Origin of the sequence: Paenibacillus senegalensis JC66 (assembly GCF_000285515.1) — a bacterium.
In the GTDB taxonomy this organism is placed as follows: Bacteria; Bacillota; Bacilli; order Paenibacillales; family NBRC-103111; genus Paenibacillus_L; species Paenibacillus_L senegalensis.
Genome location: NZ_HE610957.1, coordinates 1,360,797 through 1,386,659 on the forward strand (window position 1 = coordinate 1,360,797; position 25,863 = coordinate 1,386,659).

Below are 25,863 nucleotides of genomic sequence, written 5' to 3' on the forward strand. Positions count from 1 at the left end.
CGTCAAATATTCGATGTTTAGCCCATCGTTAATTCACTGACTGCACCGCCGAATACCGTGATGACATGCTGGATAATACAAACGCGGCAATGATGGCGATGAGTACGCCGAGTATCCCGAACCAAGTAATGGATGCGAGAGAAACACGGTCAACGATCAGCCCGCCGATTCCTGCGCCGACTGCCATGGCCAGCTGCATCATGGAACTGTTCAAGCTCAGCATGACGCCCGAGGATTCAGGAACGAGCGTAACCAGATTGAATTGCTGTGCCGGAGCGGATGACCAGGCGGCAAAAGACCAGAGGATCAAAATGGAGAATACAGCAATGACCGATTGTCCGACGAAGGATAGCAAAATCAATGAAATGACGTGAAGCACCATCCCTGAAACGAGCGTGAATAGAATGCCACGTTTATCCGCGCTGTAGCCGCCGGCTTTTGACCCAATCAAGCTAGCAATCCCGAACACGAGCAGGGCTGCGCTAATCAATGATTCTTTTAAATGAGTCACTTCTATCAGAAAAGGAGAGATGTAGGTATAAGCGAGAGAATATCCTCCTAACCAGAAAAAAGTAATCGCCAATGCAACCAAAACCTGAGGTTTTTTAACAAAGCTAATTGCTTGATCAAACGAACAGGCTTGTCGCCCTGAATACGTGGAAAGACTGCAGCAACAACAAACATGGCCATGACCCCGGCAATTGCGATGGCCAGAAATACAGCTTTCCAGCCAAAAGCCGAGGCTACCATTCTGCCGAGCGGGACTCCGATGATGAGCGATGCGGTTAAGCCCATGGTGACGTTGGCGATAGCGCTGGCCTGCTTGCCTGGCGGAGCGATTTTGGCGGCGATGCTGAGCGCGTTAACAGTAATCGCCCCGGCGCCTAACGCCGTAATGATTCTCGCCGCAATGAAGAAACCAAAGCCGGAAATATAAATGTCAGCAGATTTGCAGCAATAAAGAAGCCCAGCGAATAAAGGAGGAGCTTACGCCGGTCCATTTTAGCCGTTAGCGCCATCAGAATAGGCGTGCCGACCGCATAGGCCAAAGAATAGACCGTAATGAGCTGGCCTGCCGCCGCAACGCTTGTTCCTAATGCCCCTGCTATCCGATCCAAAATCCCGGAAATGACATAATTAGATGTTCCTACTAAAAAGGTGATCAAGACTAGAACGTAAACTTTCCATGTGCTTTTCATCATTCACACTCCTGATGTTTTTAAAAAAAATAATTTTGCGATAACGACGGAAACTGACATGGTTCTCTCCTCCTTTTGTAAAAAAACGAAATTCACCATTTGCTTCAATCCGTCACTAGTTGTTTGAACAACACGTGTTGTATATGTATGCTATAATAACAGCCGAATGGTTCGCAATCATCAATATCCATGAACCGTTGTATAGACAACACCGTTTCTATAATGTCGTTTTACTGGGGGGATCTTAACCATGACAATTAAAAAGAATCAAGCCGATCCTCGTGTGATACGTACCCGGCGGCTTCTTCAAGACGCTTTTGATTCCTTAATTCAAGAAAAAGATTTTGATTCGATAACCGTTAGGGATATTGCGGAGCGGGCTACTGTTAACAGAGCGACTTTTTATGCGCATTTTGTAGATAAATTCGAAATTCTTGAGGCCAGACTAATGGAATCATTTATGACGATCATAAATCGTAAAATAAGCGGTCATGAAGTTTTAAATGAAGAAACAATTCAGAGTATTTTTCTGGGGTTATGCGAATTTCATAAGGATCTGGGCACTATATGCAAAAAAAGAAATACATCTCTAGTACCTGCATTCGAAATTCAAATAAAGAAAAAAATTCAAACGATACTGCTTTCCTTTATAGACAAAGACAAGATGCTGCTGGAACCAAACACGCAATTCTTAATAAATACAGCTTCTATCATGTTAAGTTGGGGGATGTATGGTGCGGCTTACGTATGGAACAATGAGGGGCGTCTAATAAGTGCGGAATCATTCGTTGAGCAGACTATGCCCTTAGTAATGAACGGAGCCAAAGAACTGCTGAGATAGGCCTGTGGCTATTCTCCGCTCCTTCCTTTCCATGTTCGTCCCTTCTCGGGCGGACAGACATGAAGAGCCTCCGCTCCGCATACGTTTTATAATCAACGCTAGCTGGAAAGGAATGAAGCCTATGTGTGGAATCACCGGGTGGATGGACTGGCAAAAGGATCTGACCCTCTACCCTGGCATATTGGAAAACATGACGCGAACATTGGCTCCCCGGGGGCCTGATGCTTCCGGCACTTGGATTTCACGCCACTGCGCCTTCGGGCACTGCCGGCTGAGTGTCATCGATCCGGAGAACGGGGCCCAGCCCATGATTCGCAACGCCGGAGGATACGTCTACAGCCTCGTATATAACGGCGAGCTCTATAATGCGCTGGAGCTGAGGAGGGAACTGGAGCAGCGCGGCCATACTTTCCGCACTCATTGCGATACCGAGGTTTTGCTCGTTGCTTTCATAGAATGGGGACGCAGCTGCACCGAGAGACTTAACGGGATTTTTGCTTTTGCCGTTTGGAGCGAAAAAGACCAGGCTTTGTTTTTGGCCAGGGACCGCTTGGGGGTCAAGCCGCTGTTCTATTCCTTCAAGAACGGCATGTTTCTGTTCGGTTCCGAGCCCAAAGCACTTCTCTCCCATCCCCACTTCGATGCCGAAGTCGATGCTGAGGGCATTGCCGAAGTATTCGCCATCGGTCCAGCCCGTACGCCCGGACATGGAGTTTACCGCTACATGTCTGAGCTCAAGCCGGGTCACTGTATGGTTTATGATCAAAGCGGCATCAGCATTCGCTCTTACTGGAGCTTGAAAAGCAGCCCGCATACCGACTCTCTTGATGATACGGTTGAACGGATCCGCGAGCTGCTTCAGGATACGGTCCAGAGACAGCTGATTTCCGATGTGCCCATCTGCACGCTGCTGTCCGGCGGTCTTGATTCCAGCGCTTTGACTGCTTTGGCTGCTGCTCACTATGAGCGAGGGCAGCTGCACACATTTTCCGTTGATTATGTCGATAATGATAAGCATTTTAAAGCGAATGACTTTCAGCCGAATGCGGATGCTCCCTGGATTCACCGGGTTAGCGGGGAGGTCGGCAGCGTCCATCATTTTATCGAGTTCGATACTCCGGAATTGGTAGAAGCTTTGGATGCCGCGGTTTTGGCCAGGGATATGCCGGGAATGGCCGATGTGGACAGTTCATTGTATCTGTTTTGCCGCGAGATCAAAAAACATGCCACCGTTGCGGTATCGGGCGAGGCCGCCGATGAAGTGTTTGGCGGATATCCTTGGTTTCATCGCGAGGATGCGCTTAACGCCAATACGTTTCCTTGGTCTCTCAGCGTTAAGGAACGTGCGCTCCTGCTCTCTCCCGATTTAGCTGACTGGATCAAGCCGGAACAGTATGCGGCGGAAAGGTATCGGCAGGCGCTGGAGGAGGTTCCGCATTTGGAAGGGGAAACGGAAGGCGAGCGCAAGATGAGAGCGATGTCTTATTTAAACATTACCCGCTTCATGCCCACCCTGCTGGACCGGAAAGACCGGATGAGCATGGCCGTCGGCCTGGAGGTGCGGGTGCCGTTTTGCGACCATCGCCTGGTCGAGTATGTCTGGAACATTCCGTGGGCGATGAAAACAAGCGGTGACCGCGAAAAAGGACTTTTGCGCAAAGCGTTGAAGGGTGTTCTCCCGGAAGATGTGCTGCAGCGTAAAAAAAGCCCTTACCCGAAAACGCACAATCCGCAATACATGGCGGCTGTGCGCACTCGGTTAAGGGATATATTGGACGATCCCAGGTCGCCTCTGCTGTCATTTATCGATACGAGCAGGGTTCGCAATATGGTAGAAGATTCTGATGGTCATTCAAGCTTCCCCTGGTTCGGCCAGCTGATGACAGGGCCGCAGATGTTTGCTTTTCTGATCCAGATGGACACGTGGCTCAGAGCCTATCATGTCAAGGTAGGATGAGGCGGCTACGATTTGTCGGCAAGCTCGGCCAGCAGCTTGCGCAAAGCTTCGGCCCGATGGCTGATCCGGTTCTTCTCGTCGAGGCTTAGTTCTGCCATCGACTTCCCGTATTCTGGAAGATAGAACAACGGATCATAGCCAAAGCCATCCTGTCCGCGGGGCTCCTGGAGAATAAAGCCATCGACCTGGCCCTCCGTCCGGATTGTCAGCTGTTTGAGCGGATCGAGCCATACCAGGGCGCAAACGAAGCTGGCGCTGCTGTAGCAAGGCGGATGGATAGGATCAAGTCCCGCTCGAATACCGCGGCTTTCCAGCTCGGCCAGCAGCTTGGCGTTATTGTCCTTATCGGCAGCACCTTCGCCTGCATATCTGGCGGAATATACACCCGGCTCCCCTTCCAGCTCATCTACACATAAACCAGAATCGTCGGCAAGCACCGCAGTTCCCAGGGTTCGGGCCACCGTTTCCGCCTTGATCCAGGCATTCTCAGCAAAGGTAGAACCATTCTCTACGATGTCGGGAATGCCCTCTGCGTCTTCCAGACTTTTAACATCCCAGCCAAGCGGCTCGAGATAGCGGGCAAATTCCCTTTTTTTCCTTGATTACGGGTAGCGACAATGACCGTCCGCTGTTCGCCGCTCATGACGATGCACTTCCAATCTTATCTGCTATCGTTCCCAGCACCTGCTTCTGCTCTTTAATCAGCTGTTGAATCCCGGATTCTGCGGAAGCCAGCAGCTCATTCAGCTCATTCCGCGAGAATGGAGCGTCCTCACCGGTTCCCTGGACTTCTACAAATTGTCCCTCTCCAGTCATCACTACGTTCATATCCACTTTGGCGGTGGAATCTTCCGCATAATTCAAGTCCAGGCAAACCTGTTCCTTCACAATCCCAACGCTGACCGATGCCAAAAAGTCAGTGATCGGGAACTGGCTGATTTTTTGCTCACGCTGCAGCTTGTCAAGCGCTATAGCCATCGCTACAAATGCGCCTGTAATAGACGTAGTGCGTGTCCCGCCATCGGCTTGAATAACGTCACAATCGAGCGTTATGCTGCGCTCTCCGAGCTTATCCAAATCCACTACCGAACGCAGCGCCCTGCCGATAAGGCGTTGAATTTCCATCGTTCTCCCGCCGAGCTTGCCTCTCGCAGCCTCACGTTGATTACGGGTTTGTGTCGCTCTCGGCAGCATGGAATATTCCGCAGTTACCCATCCCTTGCCCTGTCCTTTCATGAAAGGCGGCACACGATCCTCCACCGTTGCGGTGCATATCACTTTAGTGTCACCAACGGCAATTAGCACAGAACCTTCTGCGTGTTTTATGTACCCTGTCGTTATCGTTAAGGGTCTTAGCTGATCATACCGTCTTCCATCGATTCTCATTTACAAAAATCCTCCTAAACTGGCTCAAGTCCTTCTACACAGCATTTTACGAAATGCTTACAAAAAAGAGTATACCTCATTTTACCAGAGCCTATTAGGAAATTCATCAATAATGCGAAAAAGTAACAGGTACGATCCGGCTGCGGAAATTCATTGCAAGTGCAGATGTACCCCAATCCTCTCGGACATAAATAGCCGGAGAAGCGAAGCTTCTAAGCATCCGTTAGAGACGACGAAGCTCCGCTTTCAGGCTGAAACCTGTAAAGAATGAATGTTACTGCGCGACGGTATTGACATGTACCGGCCGGCTTACCGGCTCGGCAAGGCTCTGCTCTTCCGTTTGTATGCTGCCCTCTCCGTTTACGAGTATCTGCACCTGGTCTGCACCGGTATTTTCTGTAAGCGACAGTACCACCGATTGAACGGCAGCAGCAGGAACATAATCATTGGCATCCAAAAGTCCTTCATCGAAATTAACGGTCAGCAGTTCCTGATCGACAGATTGACTTAAGTCCAGCAGCTGTGCATCAGCATTCAGGACAGAAACCAGACCTTTGTAGCCTGACGGAGCCTTTACCAGCTCCTGCAGCGCTTTACCCGCCAGCTCTTCCTCAGCCGTTCGCTCCACCAGGCGGGTAACAGGGACATAATAAGCTTGTTCAGGATTCGTTTGGTTGAGGAAATATAGGGTTACGGGTGTGGAACGGCCGATCTCTACCCCGCTCGCCACTTCCAGATTGATTCCCATCTTGCGGGTTAGCGAGCCGTTTAACGGCAATCCGGTTGGCGTCTCGGTCAGCTTTTCTCCATTCACACTGAGCTCTACTTGATCTATTGTCGGAAAGCCTGTCAGCGTCCAGGTAATGGCCTCCAGAATTTTACGTTCATCTGCTTCGTCATAATTCAAAAATTCTCTTGAAAAATCCACCCTGGCCAATTTATCGTCACCAATGTCTACGGTCAGCTTGGTCCCCTCTGGCAGCAAAGCCTGAAAGCCCTCGGGCAAGTAAGCTTCTCCAGGACCGCCTTTCACCATAAATTCAAGAGATTGCTTGGCAATGCTTTCTGTATTCGGAACCTGCAGCGTTACGGGGGCTACGTAGCCCTGATCACTTTTGTAATACAGCGTGACCCGGGTAGCCGCTTCACCCTGTTCAGCAGCAGACGTTTCTACCGCAGAGTTTTCATTCAAACGATTCATCATTTCCTCTGCACTGACTGGTGGCGGATCTATAGGCTGGGACTGCTCCGGCTTTTCATTTGAACAGCCCGCGGCCAGTAAAACGATAGCACCTGCAAGAACTGCACCGCGTACCCCTTTGGTTATGAGCATGGTTTATACCTCCTCAAGTATGGTTAATGTAGTACTATGTATACGAGCCGTCCCGCATTTTATAACTAGTTTTTGTCCACAATAAAAAAACAAGCCAGGTACGAAATCAAGCCGACCTGCCGGCAGAGCTAAAAGCCGTTTTTTAAGGCGGCTGGGAAAGGGGAGTTGCAATTGAAAAAATATAGCTTGGACAGCAAAAAAGTAGAACAATCTACTAATGAATGGCTGAAAAAACGCGGGATTGAACGGGTAGCGATTGCAGAATTGGTGCTAAATCTGCAGAGACAGTATTACGATGATTTAACTTTGGAGGAATGCCTCGCCAGCATAGACAAAGTACTGGCCAAGCGGGAAGTACAGAATGCGGTTCTGACAGGCATTCAGCTCGATATTTTGGCTGACGAAGGCAAGCTCTTCCCTCCTTTGCAGGATATGATCGAGCATGATGAGGGGCTGTACGGATGTGATGAAATATTGGCCCTCTCTATTGTAAATGTGTACGGAAGTATCGGGCTCACCAATTTCGGCTATCTGGACAAAGTCAAGCCGGGAATAATCGGAGAGCTTAACGATAAAAAAGGGGAGATGATTCATACCTTCCTTGATGATATAATCGGGGCGATCGCTGCATCTGCCGCCAGCAGTATTGCTCATAACAAGCAAAAGGTAGCTGAATCGCGGCAGGCGCCTCCTGCCGATCCGAAGGAGAAAGATGGTGTTCAATAGGGCCAAACAGGCTCAGCCGCTTGCCCGGGAAAATGGAACATATTCAAGCAGGAGCTGCCGGGAAACATCTTACTTAGTTAAAAGCTAAAAAAAAGATAAAGCCCAAGAATGCCGAAGACTCGACATTCTTGGGCTTTAATTGGTTTAATTGACTCAAAAGAAAACGTTCCGGACAGCCCCCGGCAATACCTGGACGCAAGCTGTGGATTAAAGAACGCTGCCTGGGCGGCTCCCTTCTTTTCTTTATTTATGCTGCCGGTCAACCGTCACCTTGAGCACTGAACTGGAGGTGACACCCGCATCATTGACAAGCTCGGCTCGGTACTCGTAAGTGCCGGCCGGTTTGTTGCTTATTACGGTCTGTGCTGTCTGCGCACCCGGAGTAGCAGGGACAAGCGGCTGCTCGTCAATCAGCTTGCCATCTTCGTACAGCCGGTACACCCTCGCGTTCGTTCCCCACCACATATTCATCGTGACCGTATACGTGCCATCGCCATCCCAGTTGTCATGGGATAACTCCGGAACACCCGGAGCTGCGTTGCTCACGGTTACGGTGTGCGGATCGCTGGATGTCACCCCGTAACCGTTAATCAGCTCGGCGCGATACGTATACATGCCGTTTGCTTTGCCGCTTATTGCTGTCTTCGCCGTTTGCGCGCCTGGTGATCCATCTCTCAGCAGCTGAGTGTCGACCAGCACATCGTTTTCGTACAGCCGGTACACGGATCCGTTGTTTCCCCACCACATGTTCATCGTCACCGTGTAGCTGCCATCGCTCAGACCGCTGCTATGACCGCTGTTATCGGACAGGACCGGTTTGCCCGGCGCAGACGTGCTCGCCGCCGTGCCGACGACTTCAACCGTGATCGGCTCCGCTGTATACGGACCATAGGCGGCACCGATAACTGTCGTGCCTGGCGTCTTATACAACACAACCCCATCAGGCTGCACTTCGGCCACCGTGCTGTCTGAGCTTGAATAACCAGCCCATTCACTTACATTCTCTCGTGTGCCATCGCCAGAAACCATGTCCGCCTTGATTTGGCCAGAACTGCCTGCCGATGCAGGCGAGTCCAGACCGGTAATTTCAAGAGTTATCAGTCCAGGCCCAGCGCCAGACCATTTGTCGTAGTTTTCAATATGAAATCTGTGGCTGCCGGACCATTTCAAAAATGGAGTAAATAGCATCTCCGACGTCCCGTCTCTATGGATGGCAAAGCCCGGATCCATCTCATTCAACTCGATTAACGTATATTCTCCATGCGCTCTAATATCTTTGATCGGATAACCATGCGTCTTGCCGTTTGGATGAGTGACCACAATCGTCCTGCCCTTCAGCGCAGCAGATACATCAGAGGATGTGAGGAATCCGTTGACCCCATCCCCAGCGCCTAAGCGCAGCACTTCCGAGATTTGGCCTGAAGCAGGGCCTTCGGCCAGCACTTGCTCTGTTCCTTTCTGCAGCAGCGTTCCGCCAAACAGGTGCATCTCTTTCACTGCACCGTCTTTCAGCCTGATCAATCCCATTTTTCCAACTAACGTCATATCGTCTACAACTAATGGCTCAGTAGGATCGAGCGAGCTTAAAATAATATCTGTAACCTCTCCGTAGGAAATCGCTACAGCAATATCGCCGGGCTTTCCATCCGCAGGCTGCAATCTTGTCATGTCTTCAATTAGAGGCTGTTCCTCCGCACCGTATGGCTCCAGCACATGAACAAAATTGCTTTGCAAGTTAGTTCCTTCACGTCTTAGCACCATTTTAGGCAGAAAATAGTTGACCGCTTCAATGTTGTTGTCCGAGGCAACGCTCCCTGTACGTGTTGCCCGCAGCGAAGGGGATTCGCCAATAAACAGCTCATTTTGTCCAGGCTCCACGAGACCTGTTATTTTCAGGTTCGATAAGTTGTCTCCTTCGGCATCCTGTGTTTTCAGAGCAAGTTCATACTGCCCGTTTGGAACATCCGCTTTTTCCACATCACGCACGTAAATATATCCGTAATAATGCCCTTCCGCATCCCCCCTATCCATTTCACCTTCGGGTTCTCGCACTGCCACCCCTTCAGGCAAGAGATACGGGCCGTATTCTTCCAGCGGAAGGTCCGTTTCAAATAGCGCATCACGATTCGCGTCTCCGTTCAACGTATATTCGTGGCGGTTCCCGCCATAAACACGGAACAAATCGAGTACGTACCCCCCTTGCTGCGGATCATCCAGGAAAGGAATCATCCACGGTTCCCGGGTATATTCCTCGGTGCCCGCATAAGCTGTAGGATGTGCGGCACGAAGAGCCTGAGGGCCTCCTTCATTCGAGATAAACGTATCTATGTTCCCGCCATGCTGCGCATTACCTGTAGATGCTGCATCCTGGCTATTGACGACTACCGTATTATGCGCCATGGTCGAGTTGGTCCATTGACGCTGCAGCGTATGGGTATAGCCGATATCAGGCAGCAGCTCCTGTCCTTTGGCAAACAATGCAAGGTTTAACGGATCATGATGATGATGTCCATATTTGGGCTGGAAAGTTGTGTAGACTTGCATCGGCTCGATCGAGTCTGAATTTCCGTTGTCCTCCCATTCATCCCTCTCTTGCCGGGCCTGCTCATCCAGCAGAGCAAGCTGAATAATTCCAAGCTTATAGTTAGTGGACTCTGTTACTTTGCCAGTATTCAAAAAGGTGATCTCGTGGGTTCCGGCCGCCAGTTCCACTTCTCCTAATGGTTCAAATTCACCCACTCCGCTTTCCCCGCCGGAAGGACTGTGGAAGTTTACATTAGTGATAACCCGGCCATCGATCAGGATGTCATACAGCCCGTAACTGCCGGCGCGAAAAGGCTTGAGAGCGATTTCATACGTATCGTCTTCAGACACATCAAACGCATAGGTCAGAGAATGCCCTTCTGCTTCCGCCTCAAATTGCACGGTGCCGCTGCTGCTGAAGTATCTCGTCTCAGCAGATTGTGCAACGATCTCCATATTCTGAAAATCAGTAACGATACCAAATGCCGGATCGATCGCCCCATCCCCTGCTGTTCCTCTTGCCAACCTGGCAATTCCAGAAGCCGGCAATAAAAACGATCCGGCATTCAGCTGCGGTCTCGCTCCTTTCTCAAAAGCCCATGTATCATTCGTAGGAAACGATTGGCCATTAGGATAAACTACCAGATTCGGGATTTCCGCTGCACCGCTCAAGGCTGGAAATTCATTGCCCAGGTCCAGATTTTCAAACCTTAAACCTGTACGCGGCGATACATAGCCTTGCGGATCCGTCCATCCCTTTAGAGCATTGATGACCATATTGATGCCATTCGTGGACTGATTATGATAGGAAATCGTAACTTCTTTAAAAAATCCGTCAAACAGATAAGTGTTCATGGCAAAATGCTGCGACCATTCCACCGCTTCATGAATATACTTGGGGTCATTCAATGCTTTGGCCAAGGCGATCAAGCCAAGCATGTTGTGATATTCCATGTTGCTGTAAATCACCGGAAACGTATGATAGAAATCAACGGAAGCCAGCATCATATCGACCACATAATCGTGTGTATCTATGCCCATTTCTCCGCTTAGCAGCTCAAATGCATTCGTCTGATTGACTATAGCATATACGTTTGCGAGTGTAGGCAAATTGACCAGATCAGCGGCAGCCCAGCGATACCACATGCCTCCCCAATACTCATACGGAGGACCGACATCAGGGTCCACAATGTTGTTGGACCAGCGATAATCATGTGTGGGAACGTATCCTTCAGCGACCTCGGCAAAACGAATCAGCAGGCGAGCGGCTCCCAGCGGGTCTTCATTAGCCACACTCAGCAACTGTCCCAGAACATAATCCCGCTGCTTATACCATCTGTGGGCGGTAATAAAGTAGCGGCGGCCTTCCTCATCTTCATAATAGGGATATTCCACCCATTCACCCAAGCGATTTTTCACACGCAGCATCTGATCTTCCGGATACTGTTCATTCGGAAAAACCATCCCGCTGAAAGCAGAGGTCAGTTTATCCGGATTTTCCGGATCCCAGGTATAGTTATTTCCGGTCGGAATCATCTCTGGCTGATCAGGCAAGCCGGTAAATAAAAATCCTGATGCTTCCGGTATCAGGTCTAGCAATTTCTGCACCCGCTCGGAAGGCGGCTCAAGCTGAACCGGCGTTTTACCTCCCGGAGCTGTCGTTTCCGGGATATACAAGCTGTCCCCGGCCTCGATCATAGCACGCCTGTCAAACGACACAATCGCCGTTTTCGTCTTTCCTCCTGCATCCGGAGCTTCAATCTTAAGCTGATAGAGACCGTTGCTTCGTGGCGCCGGATGGGAAAAACGCGCAGCCATTCGATCTTGCTGCTGTACTATCCGCACATCATTCAGTGTTTCCCATTCTTTTCCCGGCTCCTTCCAGTACATAACCAAAGAAGCGTGTAACGCTTCCAGATCGCTACCGGCAAACGATAGCTGCTTCTCCTGATACCCTATATAGTCCAATCGAAGCGCCTCAGGCGTCCATTGGATATGGGATGGCGGCAAGCTGCCGACAAACACGCTGCCCAGCCGGCCTTCATCCGTTACATTCGCTTCGGTCACCATTCGGTTTGTACCCGTATACACCGTTTTGGCCGTGCGAACCGGCACCCAAGCGCTTAATGGTTTCGTGTTATACTGGTGCTGGAACAAAACATTCAAGCGCCATTCCTCTCCATCCGTAACTTCACTGACACCTAGAGAGGAAAGAGAGACTGACGCTTCCGCAAATAAAATCCCGTTGTCCACTTTCACCACAGACCTGGCTGGCTGAACGGTCGTCGTATTCGGTCCCCAATTGTTAACGTAGGAGAGCTCTGTAGCCTGAATCTGAATCGGAATCCGATAATAACGCTCCCCGGCAGAAGCCGTGCTTACCAAAACATCCACACTTTTTAAAGACTCCCCCTGATCAGCGTGCTCATAGGCAAGCCCTATGTACAAGTACTGGTCATCATAACGGATTCTTACATCCTGTTTCGCTTCTGGCGGGTTGAGATTGTACACCTTTTCCCAGGAATCCAATCTTTCCCCGTATTCCCATGCAGGATCAGATAAATCTCCATCAATCTGAATCGAATCATACACCGCTGAAATGACCGACCACTTATCCTGGAATACTTCAATTTCTGCGCTCTCCGTTTCTTGATGCGCCTCGATCTCAGCACCCGCAGTTTCCATGCCTATCGCAAAAGTTGTTGGAACCATGAGCAAGAAAATGAGCATACATACCAAACTTTTTTTCAGCTGTTGATTCACACGATTGACCTCCACGTATAGAATAGAATAAAATTTTCAAGCAATGCTCCTGGATTGACAGCGCTTTCTTTTTAACCTGTTTTCTTTTCCTAAGGGTATAGGTATGATACGGGTAACTTCATCGTAACAGTTTTTTCCAAGAAGCGCAACGGATGAAATACAACTACTAGAGCTTCCGCTGCAACAAAAAAAGTTGAACGGGAAAAAGCATTTTATTGCCTTTTCCGCCCAACATTTTGTTCAGGGATTTTTTTGGACAGTCCCCTTCCGCCCTGTTAGTAAGATCTAATCAGTGCGCTGATTGATAGCGCAACACTTCGTCCTCTTCCAGCAGCACTGCTTTTCCGCTTTGTTGAAGGTATATCATATGAGCCAGCGTTTCAGCCAAAGCAAATCTTAATTGGTGGGTAGATAATTGTACGCCGAAAATAGCCTGGCATAGAGCATATACGCTTAAAGGCTCCTTTATCTGTTTCAGCATTTGCTCAAGACGTTCCTCATGGTGGAGTTTTATGCCCTGAACTCTGTCCCCCAGATGCCGGAAAGGGTCACGATGACCCGGGTATACCGTATAACCGTCGAATTTCCCCATCCCTTCAAGACTGCTTAAATAAGATTGCAGCGGGTTGGAATCTGTACCCGGAATGTACGATATATTCGGAGTAATCCGGGGAAGAACATGATCGCCAACAAACAACTCTTGACGCTCTTCGTTGTAGAACACCGTATGTCCCCAGGCATGGCCAGGTGTATGGACCATTGCCCACGAGTGATCTCCCATCTTCAACATCTGGCTGCGGTCCAGCAATTGCAGCTGCAAGGGGTGCGGAATGACTTGCGGCAAAAAGCCGGCCAGATGACGCTCCATGTCCGGCTTCAGCGCAGGCTCCAGACCATGAAGCAGGAACAGCCGCACGGTCTCCTGATTCGTTGGCCCGTCGCCCTTCCACATCGCTTCCACTTGCAAGCTGCCCTCTGGGGAAAGCCAGACGGGAGCGCCGCTCTGCTCCTGCACCCAGCCGGCAAGGCCGTAATGATCCGGGTGATGATGGGTAAGAACGATTTGCTCAATATCGGTAAAATGAATGGCAAGCTCCTGGAGGGCCCGCTTCCACAACGCTTTGCTTTCTTCTGTATGCAATCCCGGATCTATCAAGGTGTATCCTGCTCTTCCCCGGATCAAGTAACTGTTCACCCAGCGAAGCGGAAAAGGAAGCGGCACCTTGACACGCGCAATATCCTCCCGAATCCATTCCACTTCTGTCATCTCCGCCCTCCTGCTTTCCTTCCGATCATAATTAAGCGCGGGGAAAGCGCAGCCTCATAAGGACCCGCTTCATAATCTCCATAAATATGATCAAGGACCAGGCCCGCTTGATCAAACATCTCTTGAAAGTCAGCTAATGTATATAGCCGAACCTGCTCCTTGTAAGTGCGGCCCGCTTTTCCCGGCTCTTCAAGACGAATCGTTTTACGGACAAAGCCCTCCTCGACCACACGCTTTTCCTCGATCCGGATCCCTTCCTCTATCCGCTCCGAATAAGGAACGAGATGCTCCTTTACGTAGCCGGCATTCAAATAATCCATTAGAAAACAGCCATCCGGCCTAAGCAGCCGGGAAATTTCCTTGATAACTTTTGAATTATCCGTTTCCTGATCGAAGTAACCGAATGAAGTAAATAAATTCACTACAGCGTCAAACGGCTGCTCCAAAGGGACCTCCCTCATATCCCCATGAATCCAGCGCACCTGCTGCTTTTCATCCTTTTGTCTCGCTTTACTTAACAGCACCTCAGACAAATCCATGCCCGTCACCCGGTAGCCCTGATCGGCCAGAGCCAGGGAATGTCTGCCCATGCCGCAGCATAAATCAAGAACTTCGGCACCGGGCTTTAACCCAAGCCAGCCGATCATTCGCTGCACTTCCTGGCGGGCTCCCTGAAAATCCCTATGTTTATAGACTAGCAGATAGTCTTGGCCAAAGCTTTCCTCGAACCATTCTCTCGTCATTGTTAAGTCTCCTATTGCTTCAATTCAAAACCTTCCTCATTTTACCCTGAAACCTCTCCCGGGGCAATGCCCGCTGCCCGGACCCGCTGCCTAAACAGCGGAGCTGCAGCTAGGAACCGGGAGCTTCAACGGCAGTTTCTAAGCAGCAAGGGAAGTGTAAGAATAACCGTAAGAAAAGCATGCTATCACAAAGGAGGCCAGTCATGAATCGGGAAGCCATCTACCATGGGCCCAAAAACCTATGGGCCTACGCTTACAATCACGATACTGTCCGTTTAAGGGTACGCACTCAAAGGGATGATATCGAAGAAGTGTTTATCTATACAGGAGATAAGTATGATTGGGAAAAAACTGCCCTGACCCATCCTATGGACAAATTTGCCTCCGACGCCATGTTCGATTATTGGGAGGTGGCCGTCAAGCCGACATACCGGAGAATAAGCTATGCTTTTCAATTCAAGAGCGGGGATGAGACGCTCTGGATGACGGAAGATGGGTTTTCTTACGAGGAGCCCGCCCCTCCCGGCGGATATTTCGACTACCCCTATCTGCATCCGATCGACAGCTTAACGCCACCGTCCTGGGCTAAGGAAGCGATTTTTTATCAAATCTTCCCCGAGCGCTTCGCTAATGGGGACCCCGGCAATGATCCGGAGGACGTTGAGCCCTGGGGAGGAAAGCCGACCGAGTCGAATTACTTTGGAGGGGATTTGCAAGGAATTATTGACAAGCTCGATTATTTAGCGGAGCTTGGAATTAATGCAATCTATTTGACACCTGTTTTTCACGCCTCCTCCAATCATAAATATGATACCAAGGACTACAAGCAGGTAGACCCTCATTTCGGAACGAATGAATTGCTGGCTGAGCTTGGCGAGGCTTGTCATCAGAAGGGAATCCGTGTGATGCTTGATGCTGTATTCAACCATTGCGGCTACGAATTCCCCCCTTTTCAGGATGTGCTGAAACATGGCAAGAAATCGAAGTATCACGACTGGTTTCATGTACGCGAGTTTCCTTTAACAGTCAAGGACGGGATTCCCACGTATGACACGTTCGGTTTTTTTGAGCATATGCCCAAATTTAATACCGCCAACCCGGAAGTTCGAAAATACTTGCTGGATGTGGCCGAATATTGGATTAAAGAAATTAAACTGGACGGCTGGCGGCTGGATGTAGCCAATGAAGTAGATCACCAGTTTTGGCGGGACTTCCGCAAAGTTGTAAAGGAAGCTAATCCTGACGCTTACATTGTCGGAGAGGTCTGGAACGATTCCATCATGTGGCTGCTCGGAGACCAGTTTGACTCCGTTATGAATTACCCCTTCGCGAATCAGGTGCTGGACTTTTTTGCGGAAGAGCGTATGGATGCCCAGACCTTTGCGAATAAAATAGGAGCTTTGCTGGTTCGCTACCCGAAGCAGGCCAATGAAGTTATCTTTAATCTGCTGTGCAGCCACGATACTCCACGGGCCTTAACCCGCTGCGGGGGAGACAAGCGCAAGCTTAAGCTAAGTATTGTTTTCCTGCTGACTTATATGGGCACCCCCTGTATTTTTTACGGTGATGAAATAGGCTTGCAGGGAGATGACGACCCGGATTGCCGCAAATGCATGGAATGGGAGGAAAAGAATCAGGACCGGGAGCTGTTTGATTTTTACAGGGCTCTTATCGAGCTGAGAAAAAACAATAGAGCGCTGCGGGAAGGTGATTTCCGTTTTCTGCAGGCGGGAGAGGCTGAGCGAACCCTTCTGTATGAACGACTTGATGAAGAAAAGCATTTTCTCATATGGATGAATAATACTGAAGAAGAGCAGCAGCTCTCCCACCCATTGAAAACAAACGATTGGCACGATGCCTTATCCGAAGAGCCTGTGCCTGTTAAGGATGGGTACATGAGCATAACGCTTAAGCCGTTCGATTACCGGATTGTATGCCGCAGCCTCTAGCTGAACCCTCCATCTAACGTTACAGAAAAACCTTCCCTGTAAGCTCTTGCTCAAAAAGCTTACAGGGAAGGTAATGGTGATGGAAGCTCTGATCCGCCTTACTTGTAAAGTTCTAACCTCAAATCTTCAATTCCCCAAGCTTAATTAGTTCAACAACCGCTTGTGAACGACCCTTAACGTTTAATTTCTGCATGACATTGGAGATGTGGTTACGCACAGTTTTTTCACTTATAAATAACTGCTGAGCAATATCCTTCGTCGTTTTGTCCTGCACGAGTAATTCGAATACCTCTCGTTCACGATGCGTTAACAAAAATTTGCTTTTATGGTCGCTGCCCTTCAATAGTGTCACCCCTCCTTGCTCGGGAATGATTTAGGTTACAAGGTAAAGGGATACAGTCAAATCTATACTATGAAAGGGCAGCATTGTTGGTGATTCTTCCCTATAAAATAGGCTTATGGGGTCATCAAAGGCCTGTCATTAGCTGCGTTGGCAGGAAACACCCGTTCGATCATAGCTCCCAATTCCTCGACGAAGCCGGTTAGCGGACGACCTTTGCCAAATTCATCAGCGTAAACCTTCATTCTTTCCATGAAATCCGGATTTGCCGACACGAAAACATCTTGAATGTTACCGTCTAATTCTTTAACCTTTGCAGCAATTTTCTGCTTGATTTCAGGAGTGATTTCTTCTATCGTCCAATTGGTTCCGTTATTCGTATTTGCATTTGCGCTGTTCGTCGCTGCATTATTGTTCGTTTGTCCCATATTGGAATCGGTGTGCGCTCCAGTAGAGCCATTGCCATTGGGCTCGTTAGTAATTCCGGCTCCATGATGCAGCATGACAGCCACATAGGCATTATTGCCCGCAAGCATAACATGAGCGGTCTCCACTTCATCCATCGCGGCTACTCCGTCAGCGATTTTCTGGCTCATTTCCATTGTGGTATTCGCATCAAACCGGTGACCTGTGTTCGCATTGTTACGATTGGGCGTATTGTTCATGGCGTTAGGCTGCATATTTTGATAACCATGATCACGGTTAAGCCCCTGTTGATTAATGTCCATGGCTCCATCTCTCGTTTCAGCCCCGCAGCCAGCCAAGATCAGAACCAATGCACCTGCAAGCAATGAGACGCATTTGCCAGTCTTTTTAAAAACGCTTGGTTTCATTTGCATGACAACTCCTTTTGTATTGGATGACCTAAACAGTCGGTAATTATTGTGCGCAACTTTCTCTTGTTTATGCTCCAAAAATCACCATTTATCGGTATGCGGTTCAGCCCGCAGACTCTGTCTGGAAAGATACAGAATCATTGCTAAACAGATTGACAAATGAGCCGGCAGTAATCTATAGTTAAATTAGTACCTGGTACTAATACTAGGTATAAAATAATCAGGCAGAATAACCCGCCCATATGAGGTGAGATCATGCATCAGACTCAAGTAACCGCCATAGGCAGCTATGTTCCTCCGGCTAAGCTGACTAATGATCAGCTGCAGCAGTTAGTAGAAACGTCCGACGAATGGATTGTACAAAGAACCGGAATCAAGGAGAGGCGAATTGCCGGGGATGATCAGTTCACTAGCGATTTATGTGAAGCCGCTATCCACAATTTACTTGAACGCTATAACCAGACGGCAGAAGATGTAGATTTCATCATTGCTTGTACGCATACGCCCGATCTTCCATTCCCTGGAGTGGCTTGTCAATTACAGCACAGGCTTGGAGTCAAGCAAGCGGGAGCGATCGATGTTAATGCGACCTGTGCAGGATTTGTATACGGCCTTCATCTGGCCCATACGCTCATCCGTTCCGGCTTGCATCGCAAAATTTTGGTTGTCGCGGGAGACACGATGTCCAAAATAACTGATTACACAGACAGAACTACCTGTATTCTTTTTGGAGACGCAGCAGGAGCCGCAATGGTCGAAAGAGCGGAAGAAAATGCGTTCCTTGGCATTCATCTGGACTCCGACGGAAGCGGCGGCGGCATGCTGTACCGTTCCGGATTGTCGGGGCAATGGCAGGACCAGCTCCTTAAACAATCCGGTAAAGTGGTACAAAATGGCCGTGAAGTATATAAATGGGCAGTTAGCACTATTCCTGCCGGCATGTCAAAAACGGTACAGGAAGCTAAGTTAACCTTTCATGATGTCGATTGGTTTGTCCCGCATAGCGCGAACTTGAAGATGCTTGAGGCCATTTGTGAGCGCAGCGGATTTCCGTTGTCGCAAACATTGTACAGTATGGTCCATTATGGAAACACCTCCGCAGCAAGTATTCCGCTGTCCATTGACCAAGCCCTTCAAGAGGGAATCCTCAAGCCAGGACAGCATCTTTTGCTTTACGGCTTCGGCGGCGGGCTTGTCCAGGCCGGTATGGTACTGAAATGGACGGCCAGCTTAGCGTGATCGTTAACCGCTATGCCGGCTGTCCATTAAATCGGGAATGTCCTCCGTTCTGTACCCCTATCCACTTTCCCGGGCATGCTTTTAATTAACCGAAACTTGTTATTCCGGGTCAGCACCCAGCTGGAACAAAGACCCGGGCGCTCGCTAATCCAAGGGGACGCGGGCTCTCCCTTACGAACCGGGTTCATTCGTATATCCAGTATTCGGCGGGCCAGAACCTGCTGATATTTGGCTATTGAGGTCAATTCGCGGACGATGATATCGGAGGAGTCGGTGCTGTGTGAAGATGCTGTCATCGCTATATTATCCAGCATGCTCGCCACAGCCCGCTGGCTCCGGCTCAATGACTCCAGCAGCTCAAGTTTCAACTCCCATTGACGCTCCAGCCAACTCATTAGCCGACTCCGCCGGTATCAAAGAAGCCCGCAAGTCCTCCCGTTGACTCCTGTTGATCCTGATTAAGCAATATTTTCAAATTCCGGCCAAGACCCCATTCCATCTTGGTTAACCCGTTGATGAGTTCAACCAATTGCTCGTGAATTTCCAAGGAAAGCTTCACCTGCGACTCATGATCATGTTCAAAATATCCCGGATGCACATGGTGAGCCAGCCAAACTCGTGATTTTTCCGTTTCTGCCGCTTTCGCCTCGAGAATGATGGATATATTTTGCTGCATTTTAGCTGTCGATTCCAAAATACCCAAATAAATATCAGTTCTGTCCATATCGGCTCCCCTCCGCCTATTCCTCGTCCGAGCCCGGATGCAGCTCTTTCATTACGCATCCGAGATGGTCGGCTATCGCTTCTTCCATTTCCGCCAGCCCATTCAAATAAGCAGTCACACTCCGGCATAGCTCCATGGAATAGCCAGTCAGCGATTCCACCCCGGGAAAATTCATTTGGGTATCCGGTATAGCAGTAACCAGCTGAGCCATCTGTACCGAGATATGTCGCGAGCCCTCTATAATTTTGGCCATTTCATGATGAGAGTTGGCCATATGGGTAATCACGTTCGTAATTCTTTGCTGCACCAGAGCACACCTCCTCCTGTATTGTTTGACTATCTCATCATATGAAGTTCACTTCATAAACGTTAATCAAACTATGGCTGCCTCAGCCCTAATCCTTCATATTCCCAGCCATAAGAGGGCAGGTTTAACTCGGTGAGAAAATTCCGCAAATCGAATACCCGGGCTCTCCTCATGGATTCACCCATCTTGAGCCAATCCAGCTTAAGATACTGTCTCCAGTGAGTGAGCAGTAAGAGAGCATCGGCCCCCGCAGCCGCAGCTTCCGGAGATTCGAAGTAACGCACGCTCAAATCCGGATTAACCTTGCGAAACATTGGCATTCCCTGCGGATCATGCACTCGCACATCTGCACCCAAACGAAGCAGCTCACGAATAAGGATATTCGCTTGAGTTACTCTGGCATCGTCCGTATCCGGCTTGAAGGTCACGCCAAGTACCGCGATTTTTTTGCCATGCAGGCTTTTCAGCTTGGCTTTAATCTTGGAGATGCAATAGTCATGCATAGCTTGATTCGATTGCACCGCCGCCTCTACTACCGGGAGAGCACTGTGATAGCTTCTTCCTACGGCCAGCAGCTCTGCGGTATCCTTCGGAAAGCAGCTTCCGCTCCAGCCGCTGGACACCTCAAGAAATTTGCTGCCAATTCGCGAATCACTGCCAATGCCTTTGGCCACATCACGGACATCCGCACCGAGCGCATCACACAGACGCGCAATTTCATTGATAAAGCTGATTTTGACAGCAAGGAACGCATTAGCCGAATATTTGATTAGCTCTGAGCTCGGCCGGTCTGTCTCGATATATTGGGCTGGAGGGATAGCTTCAGGATAATAGCAGGCGAGCAGCTGCTTGGCTTCGTCATCATAGCTTCGCTCCAATAATGGCTGATAAAGCCGCTTAAGCTGTTCAAAAGCATGCGGGCTGTCTGCCCCAATGACAATCCGCTCCGGAAAAAAAACATCCCGTACCGCCGAGCCTTCGCGCAGAAACTCCGGGTTGCTTGCCATGAAAAAATCAGCATTCAGGCGCAGCTCAGCTTCTTCTATTATGGAAGCCACCATATCCGAAGTGCCAACCGGAACCGTAGATTTATTAACAATCACTTTACCTGAGCCCTGCGGGCAAAACTGGGCAACAGCTTGCGCCGCCAGGCGCACAAATCCCAGGTCAGCGCTGCCGTCCGGCTGGGAGGGAGTCCCTACACAAATAAAGACGATATCGGCTTCTTTAACCGCTTCATAGCTGGTGGATGCTTTAAGGGTCTGCCTGGCCGCAGTCAGTCGGATCAAGGGCTCCAGCTGCGGCTCATATAGCGGGCATTCCCCCCTGCTTATCTGGTCAACCTTGCTCTGGTCGATATCGACCAGAGTAGTATCATGACCCGCCGTTGCAAAGGCAGCGGCGGTTACACAGCCAACATAACCGGCACCAATACAAACGACCTTCATAGGATTTCCTCCTGCCTAATGCATTTGTCTGCGGTAATTTTCAATTGTCAGCGTTAAGCCCTGCTCAAGTGTCACTTCGGGCTGCCAACCAAGCAGCGCTCTTGCTTTTTCTATGACAGGACGGCGCACCTTCGGATCATCCGCTGGAAGAGGGTGATAGGTAATCCCACTTACAGAACCTGTCAATTTTATAATCAGGTTAGCCAGCGTATTAATCGAACACTCCTCAGGATTTCCCAGGTTAACTGCTTCTCCATTTGCCTCATCGCACTGCATAAGCAGCTGCAGGCCGCGGATGGTATCATCGACATAGCAAAATGAGCGGGTTTGACTGCCATCCCCGTATACAGTCAGTTCTTTACCGCAGAGCGCCTGAGTAACAAAGTTGGAGATCACGCGCCCATCGTCATTCCTTAAGCCCGCTGAATAGGTATTGAATAAACGCGCAATTTTAACGGGAACCCGATACAGGCGATAATACTCGTAGCAGTACACCTCTCCCATCCTCTTGGCCTCGTCATAACAAGCTCTTGGCCCCAGCGTAGCAACATTCCCTCGGTAGTCCTCCGACTGGGGATGGACCAGCGGATCTCCATAAATCTCACTAGTGCTGGTATAGACCATCTTTGCATTCCAGGCTTTAGCCAGTTCCAGCATGGTCTTCGTGCCATTCGTATTGACCGCTATCGTTTCCAGCGCCATCGCCTGATAAAACCTGGGAGAAGCGGGTGAAGCCAAATGATAAATCTGCTCGACCTCTCTTAGCTCCGTATTAAAGAGCACATCGGGCGAAGAGACATCTGCATGTACAAAGGTGAAGCGGTCATCCTCCAGCAGCGGCTGGATATTAGCGAGTTGTCCGGTGCACATATTGTCCAATCCGATGACTTCATGCTTTTGTCTGACCAGCTCTTTACACAAATGCGAGCCAAGAAAACCGGCTGCTCCTGTAACGACCACTTTACTCACACACCAACACCTTCCTCCTTTCAAGCGCAGTCACGAAACAAATCTAGCAGACTGGCTTTTCTGCTTCTCCTAGCACCAAAATCTATAAAACATCCGGCAAAGCTACCATTGTGTAGATAGCAAAATAGCCCCGCGGGCATCCGTATCATAATAGGGATGATAGATCTGCCGATAATGCGGAAAATGTATCAGGATCAAGCCGATCGGGTGTGCCAGATGCGGAAACGTCTTGATATCATCGATAGCAATATACGGGATCCCCAGACGAACCGAATGATACAAGTCATTGTAGGCCGTGGCCTCATCATGTCCACCGTCGATCCAGGCGAAACCGATTCCGGGCTCATGAAAATGCGGCAGAGTCGCTTGAGTCGGCCCGCAATAAAAATGAATCCGCACCGCGCTCTGATGCTGGTTCAGCAAATGGACGCTGGCCTGCGATTGCGGACTCATATCGAAGGTGAACAGATCGACTCCATTGACCAAATAGGAAAGCAGATAAGCAAAATAACCTTTATTCGTTCCCGTCTCCAGTATTTTTTGCGGCTTGGCAAGGTTCAAAGCATACTTCAGCATTTCTACCTGCGATTCCGCAGTCAGCGGATCGTTATATTCAAGCAAATTCCCTTCCTGCAAGGTTGATTGGGCCGCCAGCAAATGGTACAGCGGCTGTGCTTTTAAAAATTCGACAAAACTCATAAAGCGCCACCTTTCAAGCTTAGGCCGGATCTTTATTGCCTCTGCCACTGGTCCCACCTAGAAGGAAAAGAGGAGAGCAGCGTCTGATTAAGCCGCTCTCCTTCTTCTTGTGCGACCGGTGCCTCCCTTTCGGGATCTTGTCGACCGTACTGCTTTTTTTCGTTGGCTTCCGCGGAGGGAAGTTCTTCTCTGTCTGCGCCGGCTCCCTTTTCGTCCTTTCGCAGTCTGCCTGGAGCTCCTTCTTCTCTCTCCTTGTACAGCCGGAGGACTTAGTATGGCTGGCGGAGCCGCTGGAGGTTGTAGCGCAGGAGGCACTTCTGCGCTCGGCTCCTCTTGAACAACCGGCAATGGCAGGTAAAACTGCCTTTCCATCGTATGCTGATCCGCCACCGGGTCAGGAACTACAAAGTGCGGATGAGTAAGGGGAAACCCTATCTCGCCAACCGGCAGGTTAGACAGCCCGCTGTCGCTGTCATGTGCATAAGTTGAAGATTGGCCGAAACCGACGTTAGTAACGAGATTGACATTGGGCATAATGCTTAATCCGTTCTGAAGCCAGCACGATAGATTCCAGCGGTAGTCCCAAGATAGAACATGCTTCCCATCCAAATGGTCCTGAAACATCTTGCTAAAAAACCGCTGCGCGTTAACATCTGGCGTCACACTGCTAATCCAGCCCCTGCCCCCGAATTCCGGCCACATCCGCAAGGAATCATCATAGTGGTGCCACGCTCTCCTCCAGGTGGCCCATCCCCAAATATGGAAAATCCGGGAAAAGTAATAGCTGCTGCCCAGGCGCCGCTGATCCTGAAAGTTGTTGCCCGAAATCATCATAATCCGCTCGTCTTCCCGGTATTTGTCCAGCAGCTCCGCACAAAATCGGAAAAAGCTCGGATGGGGCAGACAATCATCCTCCAGGATGATCGCTTCCTCCACTTGGCTAAACACCCAGTTTAACCCGCTGACCAAACGGGCGTTAAGCCCCATATTTACGGGTGAAAACAATTTGGCAACCTGACACGGCCAATCCACCCGGTCCACGATGCGCCGGGTCGCTTCACAAAGTTCCGCCTCCCCCGGATAATCAGGCCGCGGCCCATCCGCGATAACCAGCAAGCGGGCTGGCCGGGCTTCGCGGATGCGGTTGAATACCAATTCCGTAATCTCCGGTCTCTTGAATATGAACAAAGCGACAGGTACTGGCAGGCTGGTGCCAGAGCTCATATTCATTCACCTCCTTAGAACAGCTGTAGTCGTAAGCTTAAGATCACATAACGCCCAGCTCTCTAATTCTTTGGCGGATGAGGGCTCCAATGGCCGTCGGCGAGAATCGCGTGTAAATAGTGTGAGCTCCCTGCACAGAGATCTGCTGATAGTAATGATGATCTTCTACCAAGCGCTTCATATAATGAGCGGCATGGGCCAAGTCCGGGTCGGCCCAAGTCTGGTAGGCCTTGTAAGGACCGTAATCCTCTCCGACGGGAACCAGACGGAAAGGGACCGGACAGGAATTGTCGGAATCCATATAATCGATATTGGCCGAATAATAGGTAGCTATTGTCGGCTTGCCAAGGAACATCGCCTCAGCCATGGGCAGACCGAATCCTTCGGAGCGGTGAAGGGATACATAGCTGTTGCAAAGACTGATCAAAGCATTCACCACAGGACGATCCATAATTTGATTAATCAGATAGATGTTAGGCCATCCGTCAATGGCCGCCCTCAGTTTATCCAGCTCATGCTGGATGGAAGGGATAATATCCGCCGTAGGATTGTTAACTTTAACCGCCAGGCCGACGTGCGGGTTATCCGGCGAAAAGGCCATTTTGAACGCTTCGATCACAGCTATCGGATTTTTCCGCTGGGCAAAGCTGAACGTATCGTACATCGATAAGAAGAGAAAACGGCCTTCCGGCAAGCCGAAATGTTCGCGGGTCAGTTCAGCAGGATACTGAACCTCAATAGCATGGGGAATATAGACGACTGGAACCGGTGATTTAGCAGCAACTGAATTTTGGATAAAGCGAGAAGGAGCCCAAACTTCGTGAACCAGCTGGAAGCTGTCGCACCACTCGTTGGGGAAATCGGGAAGCTCCCAATGCCAGACGCCAATATTTAAATGATTGTGAAAAACGTGACCATTATGCTGTTGGAACAGCTTTAAATAGTCGGCATTCATATGCAGAACATTCACGCGGTATACCGGTTCAGGAATCTCCCTATGAACCCAGGATAGATCACTTGATCTGGATGGGGACTCAGGAATATCCACAATGCCGAATGGAATATCGGTTCTCGATAATGCTCGGGCCGCAGCACGCAAGCTTTCGCCTAGACCGCTTTCCGCACGCCCATTGCCGACCAGGTTAATGCCTGCCGGCAGAACCGGCAGCTGTGCTGCGGGAGCGGGAATACTGATCGCCGGGCTTTGGCGTCTCCGGCGGCGTCTATACCCTTTCAATCTGCGCAGCTTGCGGCTTAAGCCTGCCGCTTTCCCTCTTCTTAGTCTTGCTGATCTGGCTTTTCTTGCTTTAAGCGGAAGCCGCGAAGCGCTGACTTTGCGCTTAAGGCGGCGTCTTCCTTTTTTGGGCTGTGTTAATATGGCCATACGGTA

The 25,863-nt window shown here is 49.9% G+C and carries 20 protein-coding genes and 2 pseudogenes; 5 read left to right on the forward strand and 17 right to left on the reverse strand.

Annotated features, from left to right (window positions below; translation table 11 throughout):
• Nucleotides 1-28 precede the first annotated feature (28 nt).
• Nucleotides 29-1,199: pseudogene (locus PSHG_RS26730) on the reverse strand (MFS transporter).
• A gap of 250 nt (nt 1,200-1,449) precedes the next feature.
• Here PSHG_RS26730 and PSHG_RS06365 point away from each other — a divergent pair.
• Together PSHG_RS06365 and asnB are read left to right on the forward strand one after the other, a co-directional pair.
• Nucleotides 1,450-2,040, forward strand: a complete 591-nt coding sequence (locus PSHG_RS06365) for a TetR/AcrR family transcriptional regulator (protein ID WP_010270978.1) — start codon at nt 1,450-1,452, stop codon at nt 2,038-2,040.
• Nucleotides 2,041-2,161: 121 nt separating this feature from the next.
• A complete protein-coding gene (gene asnB, locus PSHG_RS06370) occupies nt 2,162-3,997 on the forward strand; it encodes an asparagine synthase (glutamine-hydrolyzing) (protein WP_010270982.1) in 1,836 nt (611 codons plus the stop codon).
• 5 nt (nt 3,998-4,002) lie between these two features.
• On the opposite strand, the pseudogene PSHG_RS26735 reads toward asnB, so the two are convergent.
• The 3 genes and pseudogenes from PSHG_RS26735 to PSHG_RS06385 form a co-directional block, all read right to left on the reverse strand.
• Nucleotides 4,003-4,640: pseudogene (locus PSHG_RS26735) on the reverse strand (XTP/dITP diphosphatase).
• The gene (gene rph, locus PSHG_RS06380) at nt 4,637-5,383 is read right to left on the reverse strand and encodes a ribonuclease PH (protein ID WP_010270989.1); all 747 of its coding nucleotides are present in this window, start codon (nt 5,381-5,383) and stop codon (nt 4,637-4,639) included. The pseudogene PSHG_RS26735 and the gene rph overlap by 4 nt, the downstream one beginning before the upstream one ends.
• A gap of 274 nt (nt 5,384-5,657) precedes the next feature.
• Nucleotides 5,658-6,716 (reverse strand): GerMN domain-containing protein, encoded by a 1,059-nt coding sequence (locus tag PSHG_RS06385; RefSeq protein WP_010270993.1) that lies wholly within the window; start codon nt 6,714-6,716, stop codon nt 5,658-5,660.
• Between the two features lie 171 nt (nt 6,717-6,887).
• On the opposite strand from PSHG_RS06385, the gene PSHG_RS26740 reads away from it, so the two are divergent.
• Nucleotides 6,888-7,442 carry a phosphatidylglycerophosphatase A family protein gene (locus PSHG_RS26740; RefSeq protein ID WP_010270997.1) on the forward strand — a complete coding sequence of 185 codons (555 nt, stop codon included), beginning with the start codon at nt 6,888-6,890 and terminating at the stop codon, nt 7,440-7,442.
• Nucleotides 7,443-7,685: 243 nt separating this feature from the next.
• Here PSHG_RS26740 and PSHG_RS06395 read toward each other — a convergent pair whose 3' ends face one another.
• The 3 genes from PSHG_RS06395 to PSHG_RS06405 form a co-directional block, all read right to left on the reverse strand.
• Complete coding sequence (locus PSHG_RS06395) at nt 7,686-12,728, reverse strand: heparinase II/III domain-containing protein (protein WP_010271000.1); 5,043 nt, start codon at nt 12,726-12,728, stop codon at nt 7,686-7,688.
• A 289-nt stretch (nt 12,729-13,017) separates the two neighbouring features.
• The gene (locus PSHG_RS06400; RefSeq protein WP_010271003.1) at nt 13,018-13,995 is read right to left on the reverse strand and encodes an MBL fold metallo-hydrolase; all 978 of its coding nucleotides are present in this window, start codon (nt 13,993-13,995) and stop codon (nt 13,018-13,020) included.
• Nucleotides 13,992-14,738 carry a class I SAM-dependent methyltransferase gene (locus PSHG_RS06405; RefSeq protein WP_010271006.1) on the reverse strand — a complete coding sequence of 249 codons (747 nt, stop codon included), beginning with the start codon at nt 14,736-14,738 and terminating at the stop codon, nt 13,992-13,994. The genes PSHG_RS06400 and PSHG_RS06405 overlap by 4 nt, the downstream gene beginning before the upstream one ends.
• Nucleotides 14,739-14,941: 203 nt before the next feature.
• On the opposite strand from PSHG_RS06405, the gene PSHG_RS06410 reads away from it, so the two are divergent.
• Entirely contained in the window at nt 14,942-16,687 is a 1,746-nt protein-coding gene (locus PSHG_RS06410; RefSeq protein WP_010271010.1) for an alpha-glycosidase, read from the forward strand.
• A gap of 118 nt (nt 16,688-16,805) precedes the next feature.
• Here the strand turns inward: PSHG_RS06410 and PSHG_RS06415 are convergent, their stop codons facing one another.
• Both PSHG_RS06415 and PSHG_RS29185 read right to left on the reverse strand, forming a co-directional pair.
• Nucleotides 16,806-17,030: a helix-turn-helix domain-containing protein gene (locus PSHG_RS06415; protein WP_010271013.1), complete on the reverse strand. Its 225-nt coding sequence runs from the start codon at nt 17,028-17,030 to the stop codon at nt 16,806-16,808.
• 113 nt (nt 17,031-17,143) lie between these two features.
• Nucleotides 17,144-17,860, reverse strand: a complete 717-nt coding sequence (locus tag PSHG_RS29185; RefSeq protein WP_010271016.1) for a YhcN/YlaJ family sporulation lipoprotein — start codon at nt 17,858-17,860, stop codon at nt 17,144-17,146.
• A 258-nt stretch (nt 17,861-18,118) separates the two neighbouring features.
• On the opposite strand from PSHG_RS29185, the gene PSHG_RS06425 reads away from it, so the two are divergent.
• Nucleotides 18,119-19,102 (forward strand): ketoacyl-ACP synthase III, encoded by a 984-nt coding sequence (locus PSHG_RS06425; RefSeq protein WP_010271018.1) that lies wholly within the window; start codon nt 18,119-18,121, stop codon nt 19,100-19,102.
• A gap of 26 nt (nt 19,103-19,128) precedes the next feature.
• On the opposite strand, the gene PSHG_RS06430 is transcribed toward PSHG_RS06425, so the two are convergent.
• The 8 genes from PSHG_RS06430 to PSHG_RS06465 form a co-directional block, all read right to left on the reverse strand.
• Nucleotides 19,129-19,497: a hypothetical protein gene (locus PSHG_RS06430; RefSeq protein WP_010271020.1), complete on the reverse strand. Its 369-nt coding sequence runs from the start codon at nt 19,495-19,497 to the stop codon at nt 19,129-19,131.
• The gene (locus PSHG_RS06435; protein ID WP_010271023.1) at nt 19,497-19,826 is read right to left on the reverse strand and encodes a hypothetical protein; all 330 of its coding nucleotides are present in this window, start codon (nt 19,824-19,826) and stop codon (nt 19,497-19,499) included. Before PSHG_RS06435 ends, PSHG_RS06430 begins: the two co-directional genes overlap by 1 nt.
• A 16-nt stretch (nt 19,827-19,842) precedes the next feature.
• Nucleotides 19,843-20,133 carry a hypothetical protein gene (locus tag PSHG_RS06440; RefSeq protein WP_010271026.1) on the reverse strand — a complete coding sequence of 97 codons (291 nt, stop codon included), beginning with the start codon at nt 20,131-20,133 and terminating at the stop codon, nt 19,843-19,845.
• A gap of 71 nt (nt 20,134-20,204) precedes the next feature.
• Nucleotides 20,205-21,581, reverse strand: a complete 1,377-nt coding sequence (locus PSHG_RS06445; RefSeq protein ID WP_010271030.1) for a UDP-glucose dehydrogenase family protein — start codon at nt 21,579-21,581, stop codon at nt 20,205-20,207.
• Between the two features lie 15 nt (nt 21,582-21,596).
• On the reverse strand, nt 21,597-22,550 hold the full coding sequence (locus PSHG_RS06450) for an NAD-dependent epimerase/dehydratase family protein (RefSeq protein ID WP_010271033.1): 954 nt from the start codon (nt 22,548-22,550) through the stop codon (nt 21,597-21,599).
• A gap of 102 nt (nt 22,551-22,652) precedes the next feature.
• Nucleotides 22,653-23,249, reverse strand: coding sequence for a class I SAM-dependent methyltransferase (locus PSHG_RS06455; protein WP_026021211.1), 597 nt, complete (start codon nt 23,247-23,249; stop codon nt 22,653-22,655).
• An 87-nt stretch (nt 23,250-23,336) separates the two neighbouring features.
• Nucleotides 23,337-24,473, reverse strand: coding sequence for a methyltransferase FkbM (locus PSHG_RS26750; protein WP_010271037.1), 1,137 nt, complete (start codon nt 24,471-24,473; stop codon nt 23,337-23,339).
• A gap of 43 nt (nt 24,474-24,516) precedes the next feature.
• On the reverse strand, nt 24,517-25,857 hold the full coding sequence (locus PSHG_RS06465) for a glycosyltransferase (RefSeq protein WP_010271040.1): 1,341 nt from the start codon (nt 25,855-25,857) through the stop codon (nt 24,517-24,519).
• Nucleotides 25,858-25,863: the final 6 nt, after the last annotated feature.